The following is a 17,888-nucleotide window of genomic DNA, read 5'->3' on the forward strand; positions in this document are numbered from 1 at the left end:
GCGATAATTGGCGGTCGCCAAGGCAGCGCGTGTACAGCTCTCAATTCTTACAAATATGCTTTCATTTTAATTTCATTCAGCCTTGCTCGACGCAAGTCGAGGGAATGGTTGCCCTCACCTCGCCTTCATGTTCCCGAGCGCGATCGCTGATGACTCAGGCGGCCCGCATGCGCATCTTCATCGCGTGATGACGGCCGTGTTGCGGAGGAAATTGGAGGAAGCGGCTTCCACGCGCGGCATCGGCTAGCCTCGATCATGCCGCTCGCGGCGGGCTGCGCCGACTTCGATGCGGGCGTTGTGACCGCGCATCTAGGGTATGCGCGACATCCTGCGGCGCGGCGTGCGTGTCAAACGCAAGGAACGGATCGAGCGCGAGCGGCAACGTTGCCCTGCTCCATCGCGACACGCTGCGCGATGATCGTCGGGTACCTGCGCGTGATCTGCTGACGCTTGCCGTACACATACATGCTGTCGACTCGCGTATGCCGCTAGCTGTGTTGGCCGTGCGTAACGGCGCGTGGTTGCCGACAAATCCGTCGACGAGCGATGAACGAGGATGGTCAGAACGGGATGCGGGCTTGCTGAAAGCGACACCTTGAATCGCGTCAAACGACAAGCGACATGTCGTGCCGCTCAAGCCAAGCCAAACACGCATCGGACACTGCCGGCCCCGCCCGAATCCACCGGCGAAGAATCCCAGCCACATCCCGCACCAGGCGCTCCGCGGCGCCCGAAAAAGAAAAAGCCCCGCAAGTCCGAGAACTTGCGGGGCTTTGTCACCGCTTTTGGCGGAGACGGAGGGATTCGAACCCTCGATCCAGGTTTTGGCCCAGATGCTCCCTTAGCAGGGGAGTGCCTTCGACCTCTCGGCCACGTCTCCCAAACTTTCGCTCGCACCAGGGAGGCAGTGCGACGAGAACGAAATAATATAGGGTTTCGAACCGCGCGTCAATTTCCGTGATGCATTTTCTTCAATGCATCACGAAAAATTCACGATGCCTGGTCGAGTTCGAATGCCTTGTGCAGCGCGCGGACGGCCAGCTCCATGTATTTCTCGTCGATCAGCACCGAAATCTTGATTTCGGACGTCGAGATCATCTGGATGTTGATGCCCTCTTCCGACAGCGTGCGGAACATCTTGCTCGCGACGCCCACGTGCGAACGCATGCCGACGCCGACGACCGACACCTTCGACACCTTCGGGTCGCCCTGCACGTGCTCGGCGCTCACGTGGCCCTTCACCTGATTGGTGAGGATGTCCATCGCCTTCTGGTAGTCGCCGCGGCCGACCGTGAACGTGAAGTCGGTCTTACCCTGGACGCTCTGGTTCTGGATGATCATGTCGACGTCGACGTTCGCATCTGCGACCGGGCCGAGGATCTGATACGCGATGCCCGGCTTGTCGGGCACGCCCATCACAGCAATGCGTGCTTCGTCGCGCTGGAACGCGATGCCGGAAATGACTGCCTTTTCCATGGTCTCGTCTTCTTCAAAAGTAATCAGGGTGCCCGAGCGCATTTCTTCGTCGAGCGCAATCAGCGGATCGGTCAGGCTCGACAGCACACGCGTCTTCACCTGGTATTTGCCGGCGAATTCGACCGAGCGGATCTGCAGGACCTTCGAGCCGAGGCTGGCCATTTCCAGCATTTCCTCGAACGTCACGCGATCGAGGCGTCGCGCCTCTTCGACGACGCGCGGATCGGTCGTGTAGACGCCATCGACGTCCGTATAAATCAGGCACTCTTCGGCACCCAGCGCAGCCGCGACCGCCACCGCCGACGTATCCGAGCCGCCACGGCCCAGCGTCGTGATGTGGCCGTCCGGATCGACGCCCTGGAAGCCCGTGATGATCACGACCTTGCCTGCATTCAGATCGGCCTTCACGCGTTCGTCGTCGATCGAGTGAATGCGCGCTTTCGTGAACGCGCTGTCCGTCTTGATCGGCACTTGCCAGCCGGCGTAGCTCACGGCCTCGACGCCGATTTCCTGCAGCGCGATCGACAGCAGGCCGACGCTGACCTGCTCGCCGGTCGACGCGATCATGTCGAGCTCGCGCGGGCTCGGCTGGCTCGAAATCTCTTTCGCAAGACCGAGCAGACGGTTGGTTTCGCCGGACATCGCCGACGGCACGACCACCATCTGGTGCCCGGCCTGATGCCATTTTGCGACGCGTTTCGCGACGTTCTTGATGCGCTCGACCGAGCCCATCGAAGTGCCGCCGTATTTGTGTACGATGAGTGCCATTGTCGTTCTGAACTGGAGGAGAAACCGCACGGGCGCGCTGGGCAGGCCGCGTAGCCGTTCGGTCACGCGGCTTGTGGCTGTGGACGGACGACGAGGGGGACGGCTGGGACGCAACACGCAAGCGTGACGGATTTTGCCCGGAAGGCCGATCAGGCCGCGCAAACCGGGTACGTCACGCGGAAAACCTGCACAAATCGCTCAAAAATCGAGCCGAGCAAACGACCGAGCGTACCCGATAGAGGCCCGCTTGACAAGCCGCGCGCGGCGTCCGGGGCCGTTCCGGCGCTGTTTACCAAATGGTGAAAATGCGCGTGCCATCGCGCCGTCAGGCGGGCCGCCGCCGCTATGCGATCAGCAAGTCGGGACGCCACTCGATCCGGCGCCACGCGCCGCCACCGGGCGCCCCGCCGCCGGACAAGCCGGCATCGCGATTCACGCCGAGGCGCGGCACGAAGATCAGCAAATCGCCAGCGAACAGCAGCGGCACGTCGCGCTGCCAGGCCGGCACGCCACGCTCCTGGAACAGGTTCTTCAGCGTACGGCCCGGGCCGCCCGGCGACGTGCGCATCCGCTCACCGCCCGCGCGGGCACGCGCCGCCAGCCGCGCGCCGCGCAGCAGCGCCTCCGGCACCGCGTCGGCGCTTCCCGCATCGGCCGGCGCGAACACGAACGTGCCGCGCCACCCCGGCAGGTGCCAGACGTCCTGCCCGTCCCACGCGAGCATCACTTCCGGATGCAGGCTCCCGGTGCCATCATCGGCCGGTTCGCTGCTGTCGCCCGCTTCCCAGTAGACGACATCGCGATACAGGCGCAGGCATTGCCCCGCGTGATCGACGCGCAGCGCATGGGCGACATGCGTGGCACGCAACTGCCGCATCATGTTGGCGAGCCGGGCAGCCGACGCACCCGGCAAACCGAGCCGGCGCATCCAGAAGCGCAGCAGGTTCGCGCCGCGCGTGTCGTCGAACGCGACCAATGCGTCGCGCGACAGTGCCTGCCCGTCATCGCGCGCGGCAACGGCGAAGTCGAGTTCGGCCAGATCGTCGAGCAGTCGCTGCGCAGCCGCCGCATGCTGGGCCGCACGGCCGAGCGCGTCGCGAAAGCCCGGGAAATGCACGGCCAGCGCCGGCAGCACGTCGATGCGCAGCGCATTGCGCGCGTATCGCGTGTCGTTGTTCGATTCGTCGTCGATCCATGCCAGGTCGCGCTGCGTCGCATAGCGCTCGAGTTGCGCACGCAACAGTCGCAGCAGCGGGCGCACCCGCTCGACGCTCACGCCGTCAGGGCGGTAACGCGGCGCCATGGCGGCAAGCCCCGCGATCCCCGCGCCGCGCAACAACTGCAGCAACACCGTCTCGGCCTGGTCGTCCGCATGCTGCGCGAGCCACAGCGCGGCCGCGCCGTGGCGCTCGCACATCTCGTCGAGCGCCGCATAGCGCCGCTCGCGCGCCGTTGCCTCGACACCGAGGCCGCTGTCGCGCGGCACGTCGACGCGCATCGATTCGAACGCGACACCGAGCCCTGCGGCGCTTGCCTCGGCATGCGCCACCCACGCGTCGGCATTCGCACTCAGCCCGTGATGCACGTGCAGCGCGACGCAGCGCGACGCGCCCGCGACGCGCACGGCCGCATCGAGCAGCACCGTCGAGTCGAGGCCGCCGCTGTACGCGATCGCGATGCGTGCATCGGGCGGCATGCCGGAAAGCGCAACGCCGACCGCGTCGAGAACGACGCGATCGGCGGAGAATTCGGTGGGCGGAATCACGACGGGAACGCGCGCGCAGCGGCGCGCGATTGCAGGACGCAGCCGGTCATGCGCCCGGCGTGGTTTCCTTGAACTTGCCGTAGGCCATCAGGCGCTCGAAGCGACGCTCGCGCAGCGCATCGATGCTCATCCCCTGGAACTGGCGCAGCGAATCGGCCAGTGCACGGCGCAGCAGCGCAGCCATGCCCTTCGGATCGCGATGCGCGCCGCCGAGCGGCTCGTTGATGATCTTGTCGATCAGGCCGAGCGCCTTCAGGCGGTGCGCGGTCAGGCCCAGCGCTTCGGCTGCTTCCGGCGCCTTCGCGGCGCTCTTCCACAGGATCGACGCGCAGCCTTCCGGCGAGATCACCGAGTAGGTCGAGAATTGCAGCATCATCACCGTGTCGGCCACCGCGATCGCGAGCGCGCCGCCCGAACCGCCCTCGCCGATCACCGTCGTGATGATCGGCGTCTTCAGCTCGGCCATCACGTAAAGGTTGCGGCCGATCGCCTCCGACTGGCCGCGCTCTTCCGCGCCGATGCCCGGGTATGCGCCCGGCGTGTCGACGAACGTGAAGATCGGCAGACCGAACTTCTCGGCGAGACGCATCAGGCGTTCGGCCTTGCGATAGCCTTCCGGACGCGGCATCCCGAAGTTGCGCGCGGCGCGCTCCTTCGTGTCACGGCCCTTCTGGTGACCGATCACCATGCACGGATGGCCGCCGAAGCGCGCGAGCCCGCCGACGATCGACACGTCGTCCGCGAATGCGCGGTCGCCGTGCAGCTCGTGAAAATCGGTAAACAGTTCCGCAACGTAATCGAGCGTGTACGGACGCTGCGGATGCCGCGCGATCTGCGAGACCTGCCACGGCGACAGGTTCGCGTAGAGGTCTTTCGTCAGTTGCTGGCTTTTCTTCGACAACCGCTCGATTTCTTCCGAAATGTCGACAGCCGAGTCGTCCTGCACGAATCGCAGCTCTTCGATCTTGGCCTCGAGTTCGGCGATCGGCTGTTCGAAATCCAGAAACGTGGTCTTCATGTGTTCGAATCCTTGGGTCTTGCGGCAGCGCGTATTCTACCCGCGCGGGCGACGCTCAAAACCGGCTCTCAACTATTGATGTTTAAAACCCGATAGCCGCCACTCAGGCGTCGGCGTCGGGCGCATCGAGGCTGCGCCACATATACCAGGTCGCGACGGTGCGCCACGGTTCCCAGTTGGCGGCAACCTCGCGCGCCTCGCTGCGCGTGACGGGTTCCCCGCTGAAGTAATTGACGCTGATCGCGCGGATCAGGCCCGGGTCGTCGAGCGGCAGGACGTCCGGCCGCGACAGGTTGAAGATCAGGAACATCTCGGCCGTCCAGCGGCTGATGCCGCGGATCTGCGTGAGTTCCGCGATCACGTCCTCGTCGTCCATCGACGTCCATTTGTCGACATGCAGCGCGCCCGACACGAAATGCTGCGCGAGATCGAGGATGTATTCCGTCTTGCGCTTCGACAGCCCGCACGCGATCAGCTTGTCCGCGCCGAGCCGGATCACCGGCTGCGGCGCGAGTTTCGGACAGGCATCCCCGATGCGCGCCCACAGCGACTGCGCGGACGGCACCGAAATCTGCTGGCCGACGACCGAGCGCGCGAGCGTGACGAACGGGTCGCCGCGCTTCACGAGGTGTGCGGGACCGAACTTCGGAATCAGTTTCTTCAGGATCCGGTCGCGCTTGACGAGGTCGGCGCATGCCTTGTCCCAGTAAGCAGGACGCACGACCACCTCCTCGCCGTCCGCTTCGGACGCACGGGCCTTGCGGGCCGCGTCGGCGGCCGGCGGTACCGCCGCCGGCTGCGCGTGACCGTTGAGCGCGCCGTTCGGCACGGCGCGCGTCGCGTCCGTCTTCGCCGGCGGCACGCGCTTGGCTGCCGGACGCGCGGCGACCGGGGTCGCGCGCCTGACCGGCGCTTTTCTGGCCGTTGCCATCTTGCCTCCTACCTGACGGATCGGTCAGTGGAACGCACCGCGCTCATACGCGACGCCATTCGGTCGATCCGCCCGGTTTGTCTTCAAGTGCGATACCGGTCTCGAGCAGTTCCGCCCGGATCCGGTCCGCTTCGGCATAGTCCTTCGCTTGCTTCGCCGCGACACGCGCGGCGATCTTCGCTTCGATCTCGTCGGCGGCGAGCCCGCCCGCCTGCGCGGCGCCGGACGCCTGCTGCAGGAACGCGCGCGGTTCGCGGCCCAGCAGGCCGAGCAGGCCCGCCAGCTGTTTCAGTTGCCGCGCGAGCGATGCGTCGCCCGTGCGATTCACCTCGCCCGCCAGCTCGAACAGCGTCGCCACCGCGACCGGCGTGTTGAAGTCGTCGTTCATCGCGGCGGCGAATCGCTGCGCGTGCGGCTCGTTCCAGTCGAGCGCGTGCGTGTCGGCTTCAACATCTTTCAGCGCGGTATAGAGACGCGTGAGCGACGCGCGCGCATCGTCGAGATGCACGTCGCTGTAATTGAGCGGCGAACGGTAGTGCGTGCGCACGATGAAGAAGCGCATGACTTCCGCATCGTAGCGTTCGAGCACTTCGCGGATCGTGAAGAAGTTGCCGAGCGATTTCGACATCTTCTCGTTGTCGACCTGCACGAAGCCGTTGTGCATCCAGTAATTGACGAACGTCTGGCCGGTCGCGCCTTCGCTCTGCGCGATCTCGTTCTCGTGGTGCGGGAATTGCAGATCCTGCCCGCCACCGTGGATGTCGAAATGCTCGCCGAGCAGCGTGCAGCCCATCGCCGAGCACTCGATGTGCCAGCCCGGGCGCCCCATCCCGTACTTCGACGCCCACGACGTGCCTTCCGGATCTTCCGGCTTCGCGCGTTTCCACAGCACGAAATCGAGCGGATCCTCCTTCGCGTCGTTCGCGGCGACGCGCTCGCCCGCGCGCAGGTCGTCGAGCGACTTGCCCGACAGCTTCCCGTAGTTCGCGAACTTGCGCACCGAGTAATTGACGTCGCCGTCGGTCGCCTGGTACGCGTAGCCGTTCGTCTCGAGCGTCTCGATCATGCCGAGCATCTGCGGGATGAACTCGGTCGCGCGCGGCTCGATGTCGGGCCGCTGGATACCGAGCGCGCTTTCATCGTCGTGCATCGCGCCGATGAACCGGTCGGTCAGCGACTTGATCGTCTCGCCGTTCTCGACCGCGCGGCGGATGATCTTGTCGTCGATGTCGGTAATGTTGCGCACATACGTGACCCGGTAACCGATCGCACGCAACCAGCGCTGGACGAGGTCGAACACGACCAGCATGCGCGCGTGGCCCACGTGACAATAGTCGTATACGGTGATTCCGCATACGTACATCCGCACTTCGCCAGCCTGGCGCGGCACGAAGACTTGCTTGTCACGCGCGAGCGTGTTGTAGATGCGCAGTGATTCCATAGAGATGAACCGTGAGCCGAAGGAAACCGCCCTGGCGAAGCTCGCCCAGCATGCGAAACGGACGGACCATCTGCTGCGGCACCAGGCCGAGCGTCCTCGATATCACATGGGGCGGTCAGGCTGCAAGCACAGCGGTGACGGCCACGAGAGGCAAAGAAAGACTGTCTGACGCTCGCCGGAACGCGCAGACGTTTTGTTAGAATGGCTCGGAGTATAACATTCCGATTTACGCCTATGAAACCTCATCGCGGCCGCGCGCAGAGCGCTGCGACCCTCGTTGCGACCACCGTCATGGGCGTCGCGCTGACGCTTTTCGCGGCTCCCGCGGCGCATGCGCAGAAGGCCCCGGCCACCGCCGACGGCACGCCCGAAATCGACGCGTCGATCGCCGGCAAGCAGTGGAAGCAGGCGCTCGCGCAGCTCGACGCGCGCATCGCATCGAATCCGCACGACGTGCAGGCGCAGTTCAAGCGCGGCACCGTGCTGGCCCGCCTGAACCGCGATGACGACGCGATCCAGCAGTTCGTCGCGATCACGCAGGCGTACCCCGAACTGCCCGAGCCGTACAACAACCTTGCGGCGCTTTACGCGAAGCATGGCCGCTACGACGAAGCGCGCACCGCGCTCGTCACGGCGACGCAATCGAACCCGGGCTACTCGCTCGCGTACGAGAACCTCGGCGATCTCTACCTGCGCCTCGCGGCCGAGTCGTACAAGCGCGCGCAATCGCTCGGCCGCACGAGCGGCGCGACCGCGCAGCGCCTTGCCGATCTCCAGAAGATCGTGTCGCCGCCGAAGGCCGCGCCGAATGCCCGCGCAGCCGCACCGGCCACGCGCGACTACTCCGACCGCGCTGCCGCGAACGTGAGCACCACCACGCTGCCGATGTCGCCGACGTTCCAGTTCAGCGGTCCGTCAGGCGCACTGGCGGCGCCGTACGTCGCGCCGTCGAAATAAGCGGCGCGGCCTTCTTTCCCTCCCAACCTGAGGATCGCAATGAAACGTCTGTTGCTGGCGCTTGGCGGCGCCGCCCTTCTCGCGACCGCGACCGCACCTGCGTTCGCGCAATCGGCTACCGCGCACCCCGTCGTGCAGCTGAAGACCTCGCAGGGCGACATCCGCGTCGAGCTCTACCCGGAGAAGGCGCCGAAGTCCGTCGCCAACTTCCTCGATTACGTGAAGGCCGGCCAGTACAACGGCACGATCTTCCATCGCGTGATCAAGGGCTTCATGATCCAGGGCGGCGGCTACAAGACCAACTTCGAGGAGAAGCCGACCCGCGCGCCGATCCCGCTGGAGAGCCGCAATGGTCTGAAGAACCTGACGGGCACGATCGCGATGGCACGCACGAGCGATCCGAACTCGGCCACCGCGCAGTTCTTCATCAACACGGTCGACAACAGCGGCCTCGACTACCCGAACCCGGACGGCAACGGCTATGCGGTGTTCGGCAAGGTCGTGTCGGGTCTCGACGTCGTGAAGAAGATCGAAGGCGTCGCGACGACCTCGCGCGGCCCGATGCAGGACGTGCCCGCGCAACCGATCGTGATCGAATCGGCCAGCATCGTCTCGAAGTAAGAACCTGCCGGCACGTCCGGCGCCTCACGCGGCCGCGTCGCACGACCGGCCGCGTGCCATTTAAACCGCCTCACCGAAGGAATTCATCATGGTTGAACTGCATACGAACCACGGCGTGATCAAGCTCGAGCTCGACGCCGCGAAGGCACCGAAGACGGTCGAGAACTTCCTGAACTACGTGAAGAAGGGCCACTACGACGGCACCGTGTTCCATCGCGTGATCAACGGCTTCATGATCCAGGGCGGCGGCTTCGAGCCGGGCCTGAAGCAGAAGCCGACCGACGCGCCGATCGACAACGAGGCGAACAACGGCCTGAAGAACGACAACTACACGGTCGCGATGGCGCGCACCAACGATCCGCACTCGGCGACCGCCCAGTTCTTCATCAACGTGAACGACAACGACTTCCTGAACCACTCGTCGCCGACGCCGCAAGGCTGGGGCTACGCGGTGTTCGGCAAGGTCGTCGAAGGCCAGGACGTGGTCGACAAGATCAAGGGCGTCAAGACGGGCAACGCTGGTTTCCACCAGGACGTGCCGACTGACGACGTCGTGATCGAGAAGGCCGTCGTGGTCTGACGCGCAGTTACGGAGGCACTTCGATGTTGCAGGAGAGTCCGCCGCGAAGCGTCTCCGCGGGCGTGCCGGGCGAGCGCGAATACGCGCAAGCCGCACGCCCGTTCCTGTTTCTCTCCGATCTGCACCTGAGCGAAGCGATTCCGAAGACGGTCGCCGCGTTCGAGCATTTCGTGAAATACACCGCCGACAGCGCCGACTCGGTGTTCATCCTCGGCGACCTGTTCGAGTACTGGATCGGCGACGACATCCTCGACGACGATCCGTTCGCAGCCCGCATGGCCGCGCTGATGCACACGTTCTCGGAGCGCGGCATTGCGCTCTACGTGATGCACGGCAACCGCGATTTCCTGCTCGGCCGGCGCTTCATGAAGGCAGCCGGCGCGATGCTGCTGCCCGATCCTTCGCTGATCATGGCGTTCGGCCAGCGCATCGTGCTCGCACATGGCGACGCGCAATGCACGGCCGACCGCAGCTACCAGGTATTCCGTCGCTTAGCCCGCAACCGCGCTGCGCAATGGCTGTTTCTCGCCTGGCCGTTCCGTTGGCGCCGTGCGCTCGCGCAGCGCATGCGCTCGAACAGCGAAGCGGGCCGGATGCGCCCTGCTTCGGCGATCTACGATGTCACGCGTGAAGGCGTGGCCGCGCTGTTCCGGAAAAGCCGCGCAAGCGTGATCATTCACGGCCATACGCACCGCCCCGCCCGGCACATGGAACCGGCTGGCATCCGCTGGGTGTTGCCCGACTGGGATCTCGACCACGGCAAGCCGCGCGGCGGCTACCTGCGCGTCGACGCGGAAGGCATCCACGCGATGCCGCTCGACTGACACCGCTGCTGCCGTCGCACCCACCGGCAGCAGCGGGCATCCATTGAATTACGCCTGACGCTCGACCGACTTCCCTTCCAGCACGGCCGACAGCCGGCGCAGATCGAGGCGCGCCGCGTCGGCGCCCTGCAGTGTTTCCAGATGCGTGCCGAGCCGCTCGAGCGCCGCGACGATCTCGTCGACGCGGCGGCTTTCCTTCGCCGCGTGATCGATCAGCCCGTGAATCGCGAGTGACATCGGATCGTCGGCATTCGGCGTGATCCCGTATGCGCAGAACGCCGCGCGCTCGGGCTGCGGCTTCGGCTGCGCCGGCATCACGACGCGCGCCGGATTGCCGACCGCCGTGCCGCCAGCCGGCACCGGCTTCACGACGACCGCGTTCGAACCGATCTTCGCCCCCGCGCCGACCGTGAAGCCGCCGAGCACCTTCGCGCCCGCGCCGACGATCACGCCGGCCTCGAGCGTCGGGTGGCGCTTGGCGCCGCGCGTGAGCGACGTGCCGCCCAGCGTCACGCCCTGGTAGATCGTGCAGTCGTCGCCGACGATCGCCGTCTCGCCGATCACGACGCCCATCCCGTGATCGATGAACACGCGCCGGCCAATCGTCGCGCCGGGGTGAATCTCGATCCCCGTCAGGAACCGGCCGGCCTGCGACGCGAAACGCGCGAGCCAGTAGCGCTTCGCGCGCCAGCATGCGTGTGCGAAACGATGCAGCACGAGCGCATGCAACCCCGGATAACAGGTCAGCACTTCCCATGCACTGCGAGCGGCGGGATCCCGCTCGCGAATCGTTGCAACGTCTTCGCGCAGTCTCGTGAACATGATGTGGTCTGGGAAAAGGCCGGCGCGCATCGCCGGCAACGACCGGCCGTTATCGCGCCCGGTAATTTACTTATGACGTTCGGCGATTGTAGGGCGAGTCACGAACGGCCGCACGCGCTCGCCAGTTCACCCCGCCGCCGGCGCGGGTATTCGGGCGGAACGCCTGCCGTTACTGGGTTGGCGGGGTGATCGACCAAGTGAAGTGATCGGCCCCGGCGCTTTCGGCAACCGACCCGGCACCTGCCGACGGGTGGTTGCCCCGCGCGCCGAGACATCCGCCCCCCCCCGTGCGCCGACCGCTTACGCGTCGCCGTCGGGCTTGCCCGATTTCAGCAGGATGTGCTTCGCGACGCCGCGCAGGATGTTGACCTCCTCACGCTCGAGGCCCGTGCGCGCGAACAGGCGCCGCAGCCGCGGCATCAGCTTCTTCGGGTTGCGCGGATCGAGGAAATCGAGCGCGATCAGCGCGTTCTCGAGGTGCACGTACATCCGCTCGATCTCGTCGCTCTGCGCAAGCGTGCCGGCTTCGGCCGACGGTTGCGCCGACGGCTCGCTCGCCTGCTCGAGAAACGCGACACGCAGCTCGTACGCAAGCACCTGCACGGCCTGTGCAAGATTCAGCGAACTGTAGGCCGGGTTCGCCGGGATGTGCGCCAGCGCGCTGCACTGCTCGACATGCTCGTTCGCGAGGCCCGTGCGCTCGTTGCCGAACACGAGCGCGATGTCGCCCGTGCCGACCTGCGCGCACGCCTGCGCGGCGGCGGCACGCGGCGCCAGGCGCGGCGGCCCGTATTCGCGCGTGCGCGCAGTCAGCGCGATCGACCAGTGAACACCGGACAGCGCGTCGCCGAGCGTCGGCACGACATGCGCGGACGCGAGGACGTCGTCCGCGCCGCTGGCCATCGCGATCGCCTCGGGATCGCTCTGCACGTGCGGCACGCGGGGCGCGACCAGCACGAGACGCGAGAAGCCCATCGTCTTCAGCGCGCGGGCGGCCGCCCCGACATTGCCGGGATGGCTCGGCTCGACGAGCACGAAACGGGTGGACGTGAAGCCGCCGGACGGCGGCTGGGACGAGGCCGCGCCCGGTTCGGACGGCGCGGCGGTGATCTGCGGGGTTTCCACTACGATACGACTCGGTTCATCAGAATGGCCGTATGGTATCGCCATCGCCACGGCAAACCCACTCGTCCGGACGGATAGTGGGGGTTTCCCCGTACGCCGGTCGCCTGAAACCGCCAAAAATCGGGTAAAATCATGCCTTTACGCGCCGCACTCCGTGCGACGCGGGTCGTACCCCGTTCTTTGTCAATTCGCGTCTCATCTCGCCTGCCACGCTTGCGCCGTGCCGGGCGGTTGTTCCACTTCGTGGCGGCCCGTGCCGCCAGCTACAGGATCCAGGCTCATGCATCCCATGCTCAACATTGCTGTCAAGGCTGCGCGCCGCGCCGGACAGATCATCAATCGCGCGTCCCTCGATCTCGACCTGATCGAGATCCGCAAGAAGCAGCAGAACGACTTCGTCACCGAAGTGGACAAGGCCGCCGAAGACGCGATCATCGAGACGCTGAAGACCGCCTACCCCGATCACGCGATCCTCGCGGAAGAATCGGGCGAGTCGGAGAACGAATCCGAATTCAAGTGGATCATCGATCCGCTCGACGGCACGACCAACTTCATCCACGGTTTCCCGTACTACTGCGTATCGATCGCGCTCGAGCACAAGGGCGTCGTCACGCAGGCTGTCGTCTACGACCCGAACAAGAATGACCTGTTCACGGCCACCCGCGGCCGCGGCGCGTACCTGAACGACCGCCGCATCCGCGTCGGCCGCCGCGACCGCCTGTCGGACGCGCTGGTCGGCACGGGCTTCCCGTTCCGCGAAAAGGACGGCCTCGATGCCTACGCGCGCCTCTTCACCGAAATGACGCAGGCCTGCACGGGCCTGCGCCGTCCGGGCGCGGCCGCACTCGATCTCGCGAACGTCGCGGCCGGCCGCCTCGACGCGTTCTTCGAACAGGGCATCAACGTGTGGGACATGGCAGCGGGCAGCCTGCTGATCACCGAGGCCGGCGGCCTCGTCGGCAACTACACGGGCGATGCCGACTTCCTGCATCGCCATGAAATCGTCGCCGCGAACCCGAAGATCTACGCGCAGATGATCCCGATCCTGAAGGGTTACACCCGCGTGCATCCGGCAGCGGAGTAAGCCCCGGCCGCGCCTGCATGGCGCGGCTTGCGCGCACGCCGCTCGCGGGCGTCGTCATGACGGCGCACCGTTCGCCTCCCGGTTGCCGGGAGGCGGGACAATCTTCCCGCACAAGGGTCGCTTCGTGCGCCTATCCTGAAGTTGCCTGAGTTGTACGGGCCGTTCAGCGTACTGCCGCTTGCACGGCCCTTCCCGCAATGACAATGATGGGTTTGCGTCCGGCATGCCCGCACGGCGGACAACACCGCCGGCCTGCCGGCCCCGACCGTATCAACACCGCCACGACGCCGTGGCAATCGCATCCGAGTCCCCATGTTACGGCTAAGCGAAATTAAACTCCCCCTCGACCACCCCGAAAGCGCGCTCGAGGTCGCGATTCGCGCGCGCCTCGCGGAGCTTGGCGTGGCCGCGGACGGGCTCCTCCGTTACACCGTGTTCCGCCGTGCGCACGATGCGCGCAAGCGCGCCGACATCAAGCTCACGTATATCGTCGATGTCGAAGTCACGGACGAAGCGGCCGCGATCAAGCGCCTCGCCGACAAGCCGCATTGCGGCGTGACGCCCGACATGGCGTACCACTTCGTCACGAAGGCGCCCGAGCACGGCAATTTCCTGCGCCCGGTCGTGATCGGCATGGGGCCGTGCGGCCTGTTCGCGGGGCTGATCCTCGCGCAGATGGGTTTCCGCCCGATCATCCTCGAACGCGGCAAGGCCGTGCGCGAGCGCACCAAGGACACCTTCGGCCTGTGGCGCAAGAGCGTGCTCAACCCCGAATCCAACGTGCAGTTCGGCGAAGGCGGGGCCGGGACGTTCTCCGACGGCAAGCTGTACAGCCAGATCAAGGATCCGAACCACTATGGCCGCAAGGTGCTGGACGAATTCGTCAAGGCCGGCGCGCCGGACGACATCCTGTATCTGAGCCGGCCGCACATCGGCACGTTCCGCCTCGTCAGCATGGTGGAAAAGATGCGCGCGTCCATCCACGAACTGGGTGGTGAAGTGCGTTTCGAAACGCGAGTCGACGATATCGAGATCGATCAGGGCAAGGTGCGCTCGCTGAAGCTCTCGAACGGCGAAACGCTGCGGTGCGATCACGTGGTGCTGGCCGTGGGCCACAGCGCGCGCGACACCTTCCAGATGCTGCACGATCGCGGCGTCTATATCGAAGCCAAGCCGTTCTCGCTCGGCTTCCGTATCGAACATCCGCAGGGGCTGATCGATCGCAGCCGCTTCGGCAAGTTCGCGGGCCACAAGCAGCTCGGCGCGGCCGACTACAAGGTGGTCCACCACTGCAGCAATGGCCGCGCGGTCTACAGCTTCTGCATGTGCCCGGGCGGCACGGTGGTCGCGGCGACCTCCGAGCCGGGCCGCGTGGTCACCAACGGCATGAGCCAGTATTCGCGGGCCGAGCGCAACGCGAACGCGGGCATCGTCGTCGGCATCACGCCGGACGACTATCCCGGCGGCCCGCTGGCGGGTATCGCGTTCCAGCGCAAATGGGAAGAGCGCGCGTTCGAACTCGGCGGCGGCGATTACCGTGCGCCGGGGCAGCTAGTCGGCGATTTCATCGCCGGCCGGCCGTCGACGTCGCTCGGCTCCGTGGAGCCGTCGTACAAGCCGGGCGTGAACCCGACCGATCTCAGCACCGCGCTGCCGGACTACGTGATCGAAGCGATCCGCGAAGCGCTCCCCGAGATCGACAAGAAGATCGCCGGCTTCGCGATGCACGATGCGGTGCTCACCGGTGTCGAGACGCGTACTTCGTCGCCGATTCGGATTCGACGCAAGGACGATTACCAGAGCATGAACGTCGAAGGGCTGTATCCGGCGGGTGAAGGTGCCGGGTATGCCGGTGGCATCTATTCGGCCGCCATCGACGGGATCGAAGTCGCGCAGGCGGTGGCGCTCAGCATGACGTCGGGGCAAACGGCCTGATGTACGAAGCGAGTCGGCACGCGAGGGTTCTCGATCTGAGCGACGCCGACTTTCGCATGGCCGGCCGGAAGCGCGGCCGGACAGCGGCGTGAGAACGACCGCCGCCGGTCGCGCAATCTCCGGCAACCTGGCCGAATGGCGAACTTCGCGCGTGCCTGCCGAAGCCACTGGTAAACTCAGGCAACCCAAGCAATAACTTCACGCCTGACTTATGACCCCGCTGTCGCCCGGCGCCTTCGCCGGTCATACTCCAATGATGCAGCAGTACGTGCGGCTTGTCTGACGTGTGGGACATGTTTGCATCAGATCGCCACCCCAATCCCGATCCGATTTAGTGCGGTGGCGATATGCGTTCAAAACGCTTCCACACCTTACTTAGCCTCCGATGATCGGCGGCAACGCGTGAAGCCAGATAACCTCTGACGAAAGCCGCGCCACGATCGGCTTCGGTCGACTTCCGCGACACGATGCGCAGGAGTTTATCCGCGACAACCGCATCGTTGCGCCACCCAAGATCGTCCTGAAGGTCCGTCAGTGCATCGACGTAGTGACGCACGGCCCTTTTGGACACCAACGACTGAAAGAACTCCGTCGCGTAGCGAACCTTCTTCGCCGCGATACGGGCGCGGTGCCGACGGTGGTCGTCCAGATCGGCAAGCTTCTTGCCACGCTTGATCAGCTTCTGGTGCCGACTGTGCAGCACTTCAATGGCGAACTTCCTCGCGGAACCTTCGATCGCCGCGCGCTGTTCGTCGGTCATCGCGTCGCGCCATCCTTTGACTTCCAGCCATAGCGTGAACTCCAGTATCAGCCGCGTGTAGCGAACCGAATCGACCGCGGTCGCCGCTCGTTTGCGGTTGGCCACTGCCATCTGCGTGCAAGCCCGCCGAATCGGCCCCAGCTCCTCTTCATTGCTATCAGCTCCGGCATGATCGAGCGTGGCCCCGGCCAGGACTTCCCAATCGCGCGCCGCACCGAGTTCTGCCGCAATCCAGCGCAGTTCGTCGTCGAGTCCGGAGTATGCGGAAATTACCTTGGCGAACAAGTCCAACGCCGAACGCAAACGCCGGAGTCCCACCCGCATCTGATGCACGCATGACGGATCGTGACCGGAAACGACGCCGCGCGCGTTGGCGTGAACCTGATCCAGGCAGTTACGCAGGATCGCGCAGAACGCATCTTCAATTGAAGCACGCTTGCCGAGGCGGACGGGCTTTGCTCTTACGGCTTCCGCATGCTCCGCGACAAGCAATTCGTAACCGACATCGGCCTTGCTGCGATGGTCGATTCGCATCGGTGCGGCCTTCAGGAGTTCGAGTGCCGTCGCATGGAGGGCTTGCCGGTTGCCCTGCTTGAGTTCGAGTTCGACTGCTGCAAGGGACACGGCCCCCGTTTGCGCCTCAATGGTTCCCTCATCCACGGCTACTTCGATTTCATCTTCCGACGCAACATGTATCGGGATCGCGGTTCGATTCATGCGCGTGACGAAAACGGGAGCGAGGCGCGCGGCAACAGCCTGATCACGAATCAGCTTCCCGCACTCCGTGTCGGCGGGTATCGCCTCATGCAGCAGCGTGAGGTCGGGCGCGTCGCCATTGATCGGCACTTCGAACTCACTCCTGTCGAAAACCCCCGCATCGATAACGCCCCCGAGCTTCAATGTCTGGATCCGCCGCCGGCCGTCGGCCCGCACACGCAGCGACGCGCCGCACCCGTGTAGAGCCAGATCAGGCGTGTCGAAATAGGTGCTGGTCAGGAGTTTCGATGGATTAGCCTCCGTGCGACCATGCACAAGCAGAGGCGCGCGACGAAGCTTGCCAAGGTGCTTGGGGGGGATTCGTAACTTCAACTCCTGTTCCATGGCTGCCTCCGTTCGGGATGTCACCCGTGCTCTGGGTCTAGCAAGTTTCAGTCCGAACTTCGGGCGAGGAACCACGTCTTGGCACCGTACGTGTTGAGCATGGGCGATTGTCGACAGCCACTTTCTTTTAGTCCTCCAGGGGCGGTAAATCCTGCTCCACCGCATCGGACGCTCGGTGGTTTGTCGTCTTTGGTCTCGGCCCAGACGCAAGGCTCGTATATCCATCGGATCGGGATCGAGCAGCGCTGACCGGCTCGCCACGCGTTGCCGTAAAGTCGGGACTCACCGACCGTTTCTGAACGGGCATTGACCGTGTCGAGCTTTCTCCGCTTCTTCCCGTTGTCGTCGACGCGCTCAGGCTGCATGAACTTCGGCCAGAACCCGAACACTGCCTTGACGACGCCAAGGCCGTCCCCATCCGCCCATGCGATCGGCACTGCATAGTCCGGGTACACATTCGGCTCCCACGGGTCGCGGCGGTATAGATCGCCGATGCCGATCTTCAGCTCGTTGATGTCCGGATCTTCGTCTAGCGTTCAGATGCGTGGACGTCACGGATACGCAGAATGCGACCGTTGGCACAGGCGGTGTCACATTTGCGATGCCATCGATACCTTTGCCCTGCTGCGAGCGGCGCGAAGGTATGTACTGACGGTCCGTCTCCGATTTGTGATTCCATA

Annotated in this window: 15 protein-coding genes and 1 tRNA gene; 6 read left to right on the forward strand and 10 right to left on the reverse strand. The window is 65.3% G+C overall.

Annotated features, from left to right (window positions below):
• Positions 1–786: 786 nt before the first annotated feature.
• The 6 genes from CFB43_RS11705 to cysS form a co-directional block, all read right to left on the reverse strand.
• A tRNA-Ser gene (locus CFB43_RS11705) sits at positions 787–880 on the reverse strand.
• A 110-nt stretch (positions 881–990) separates the two neighbouring features.
• On the reverse strand, positions 991–2,244 hold the full coding sequence (locus tag CFB43_RS11710) for an aspartate kinase (protein ID WP_039364692.1): 1,254 nt from the start codon (positions 2,242–2,244) through the stop codon (positions 991–993).
• 343 nt (positions 2,245–2,587) lie between these two features.
• Entirely contained in the window at positions 2,588–4,009 is a 1,422-nt protein-coding gene (gene tilS, locus CFB43_RS11715) for a tRNA lysidine(34) synthetase TilS (protein ID WP_089495136.1), read from the reverse strand.
• A gap of 46 nt (positions 4,010–4,055) precedes the next feature.
• Complete coding sequence (locus CFB43_RS11720; RefSeq protein ID WP_039364696.1) at positions 4,056–5,027, reverse strand: acetyl-CoA carboxylase carboxyltransferase subunit alpha; 972 nt, start codon at positions 5,025–5,027, stop codon at positions 4,056–4,058.
• Between the two features lie 103 nt (positions 5,028–5,130).
• Positions 5,131–5,958 (reverse strand): DNA-3-methyladenine glycosylase family protein, encoded by an 828-nt coding sequence (locus CFB43_RS11725; protein WP_089425730.1) that lies wholly within the window; start codon positions 5,956–5,958, stop codon positions 5,131–5,133.
• A gap of 43 nt (positions 5,959–6,001) precedes the next feature.
• Positions 6,002–7,399, reverse strand: a complete 1,398-nt coding sequence (gene cysS, locus CFB43_RS11730) for a cysteine--tRNA ligase (protein WP_089495137.1) — start codon at positions 7,397–7,399, stop codon at positions 6,002–6,004.
• Positions 7,400–7,633: 234 nt separating this feature from the next.
• On the opposite strand from cysS, the gene CFB43_RS11735 reads away from it, so the two are divergent.
• The 4 genes from CFB43_RS11735 to CFB43_RS11750 all read left to right on the forward strand — a co-directional run bounded on the left by CFB43_RS11735 (position 7,634) and on the right by CFB43_RS11750 (position 10,381).
• Complete coding sequence (locus tag CFB43_RS11735; protein ID WP_179254818.1) at positions 7,634–8,356, forward strand: tetratricopeptide repeat protein; 723 nt, start codon at positions 7,634–7,636, stop codon at positions 8,354–8,356.
• Between the two features lie 39 nt (positions 8,357–8,395).
• Positions 8,396–8,977 (forward strand): peptidylprolyl isomerase, encoded by a 582-nt coding sequence (locus CFB43_RS11740; protein WP_011352517.1) that lies wholly within the window; start codon positions 8,396–8,398, stop codon positions 8,975–8,977.
• Between the two features lie 88 nt (positions 8,978–9,065).
• Positions 9,066–9,557 carry a peptidylprolyl isomerase gene (locus tag CFB43_RS11745; RefSeq protein WP_006478428.1) on the forward strand — a complete coding sequence of 164 codons (492 nt, stop codon included), beginning with the start codon at positions 9,066–9,068 and terminating at the stop codon, positions 9,555–9,557.
• A 23-nt stretch (positions 9,558–9,580) separates the two neighbouring features.
• A complete protein-coding gene (locus CFB43_RS11750; protein ID WP_089495139.1) occupies positions 9,581–10,381 on the forward strand; it encodes a UDP-2,3-diacylglucosamine diphosphatase in 801 nt (266 codons plus the stop codon).
• Positions 10,382–10,429: 48 nt separating this feature from the next.
• On the opposite strand, the gene cysE is transcribed toward CFB43_RS11750, so the two are convergent.
• Positions 10,430–11,233, reverse strand: coding sequence for a serine O-acetyltransferase (gene cysE, locus CFB43_RS11755; protein ID WP_089425733.1), 804 nt, complete (start codon positions 11,231–11,233; stop codon positions 10,430–10,432).
• 270 nt (positions 11,234–11,503) lie between these two features.
• Entirely contained in the window at positions 11,504–12,328 is an 825-nt protein-coding gene (locus CFB43_RS11760; protein ID WP_089495140.1) for an RNA methyltransferase, read from the reverse strand.
• A 280-nt stretch (positions 12,329–12,608) separates the two neighbouring features.
• Here CFB43_RS11760 and CFB43_RS11765 point away from each other — a divergent pair, with 280 nt between their 5' ends.
• Positions 12,609–13,412, forward strand: coding sequence for an inositol monophosphatase family protein (locus tag CFB43_RS11765; RefSeq protein ID WP_011352522.1), 804 nt, complete (start codon positions 12,609–12,611; stop codon positions 13,410–13,412).
• Between the two features lie 312 nt (positions 13,413–13,724).
• The gene (locus tag CFB43_RS11770; protein WP_089495141.1) at positions 13,725–15,347 is read left to right on the forward strand and encodes an NAD(P)/FAD-dependent oxidoreductase; all 1,623 of its coding nucleotides are present in this window, start codon (positions 13,725–13,727) and stop codon (positions 15,345–15,347) included.
• Positions 15,348–15,678: 331 nt separating this feature from the next.
• Here the strand turns inward: CFB43_RS11770 and CFB43_RS11775 are convergent, their stop codons facing one another.
• Both CFB43_RS11775 and CFB43_RS11780 read right to left on the reverse strand, forming a co-directional pair.
• Complete coding sequence (locus CFB43_RS11775) at positions 15,679–17,208, reverse strand: CYTH and CHAD domain-containing protein (RefSeq protein WP_089495142.1); 1,530 nt, start codon at positions 17,206–17,208, stop codon at positions 15,679–15,681.
• A 47-nt stretch (positions 17,209–17,255) separates the two neighbouring features.
• On the reverse strand, positions 17,256–17,723 hold the full coding sequence (locus CFB43_RS11780; RefSeq protein WP_089495143.1) for an SOS response-associated peptidase family protein: 468 nt from the start codon (positions 17,721–17,723) through the stop codon (positions 17,256–17,258).
• Positions 17,724–17,888: the final 165 nt, after the last annotated feature.

Origin of the sequence: Burkholderia sp. AU15512 (assembly GCF_002223325.1) — a bacterium.
In the GTDB taxonomy this organism is placed as follows: Bacteria; Pseudomonadota; Gammaproteobacteria; order Burkholderiales; family Burkholderiaceae; genus Burkholderia.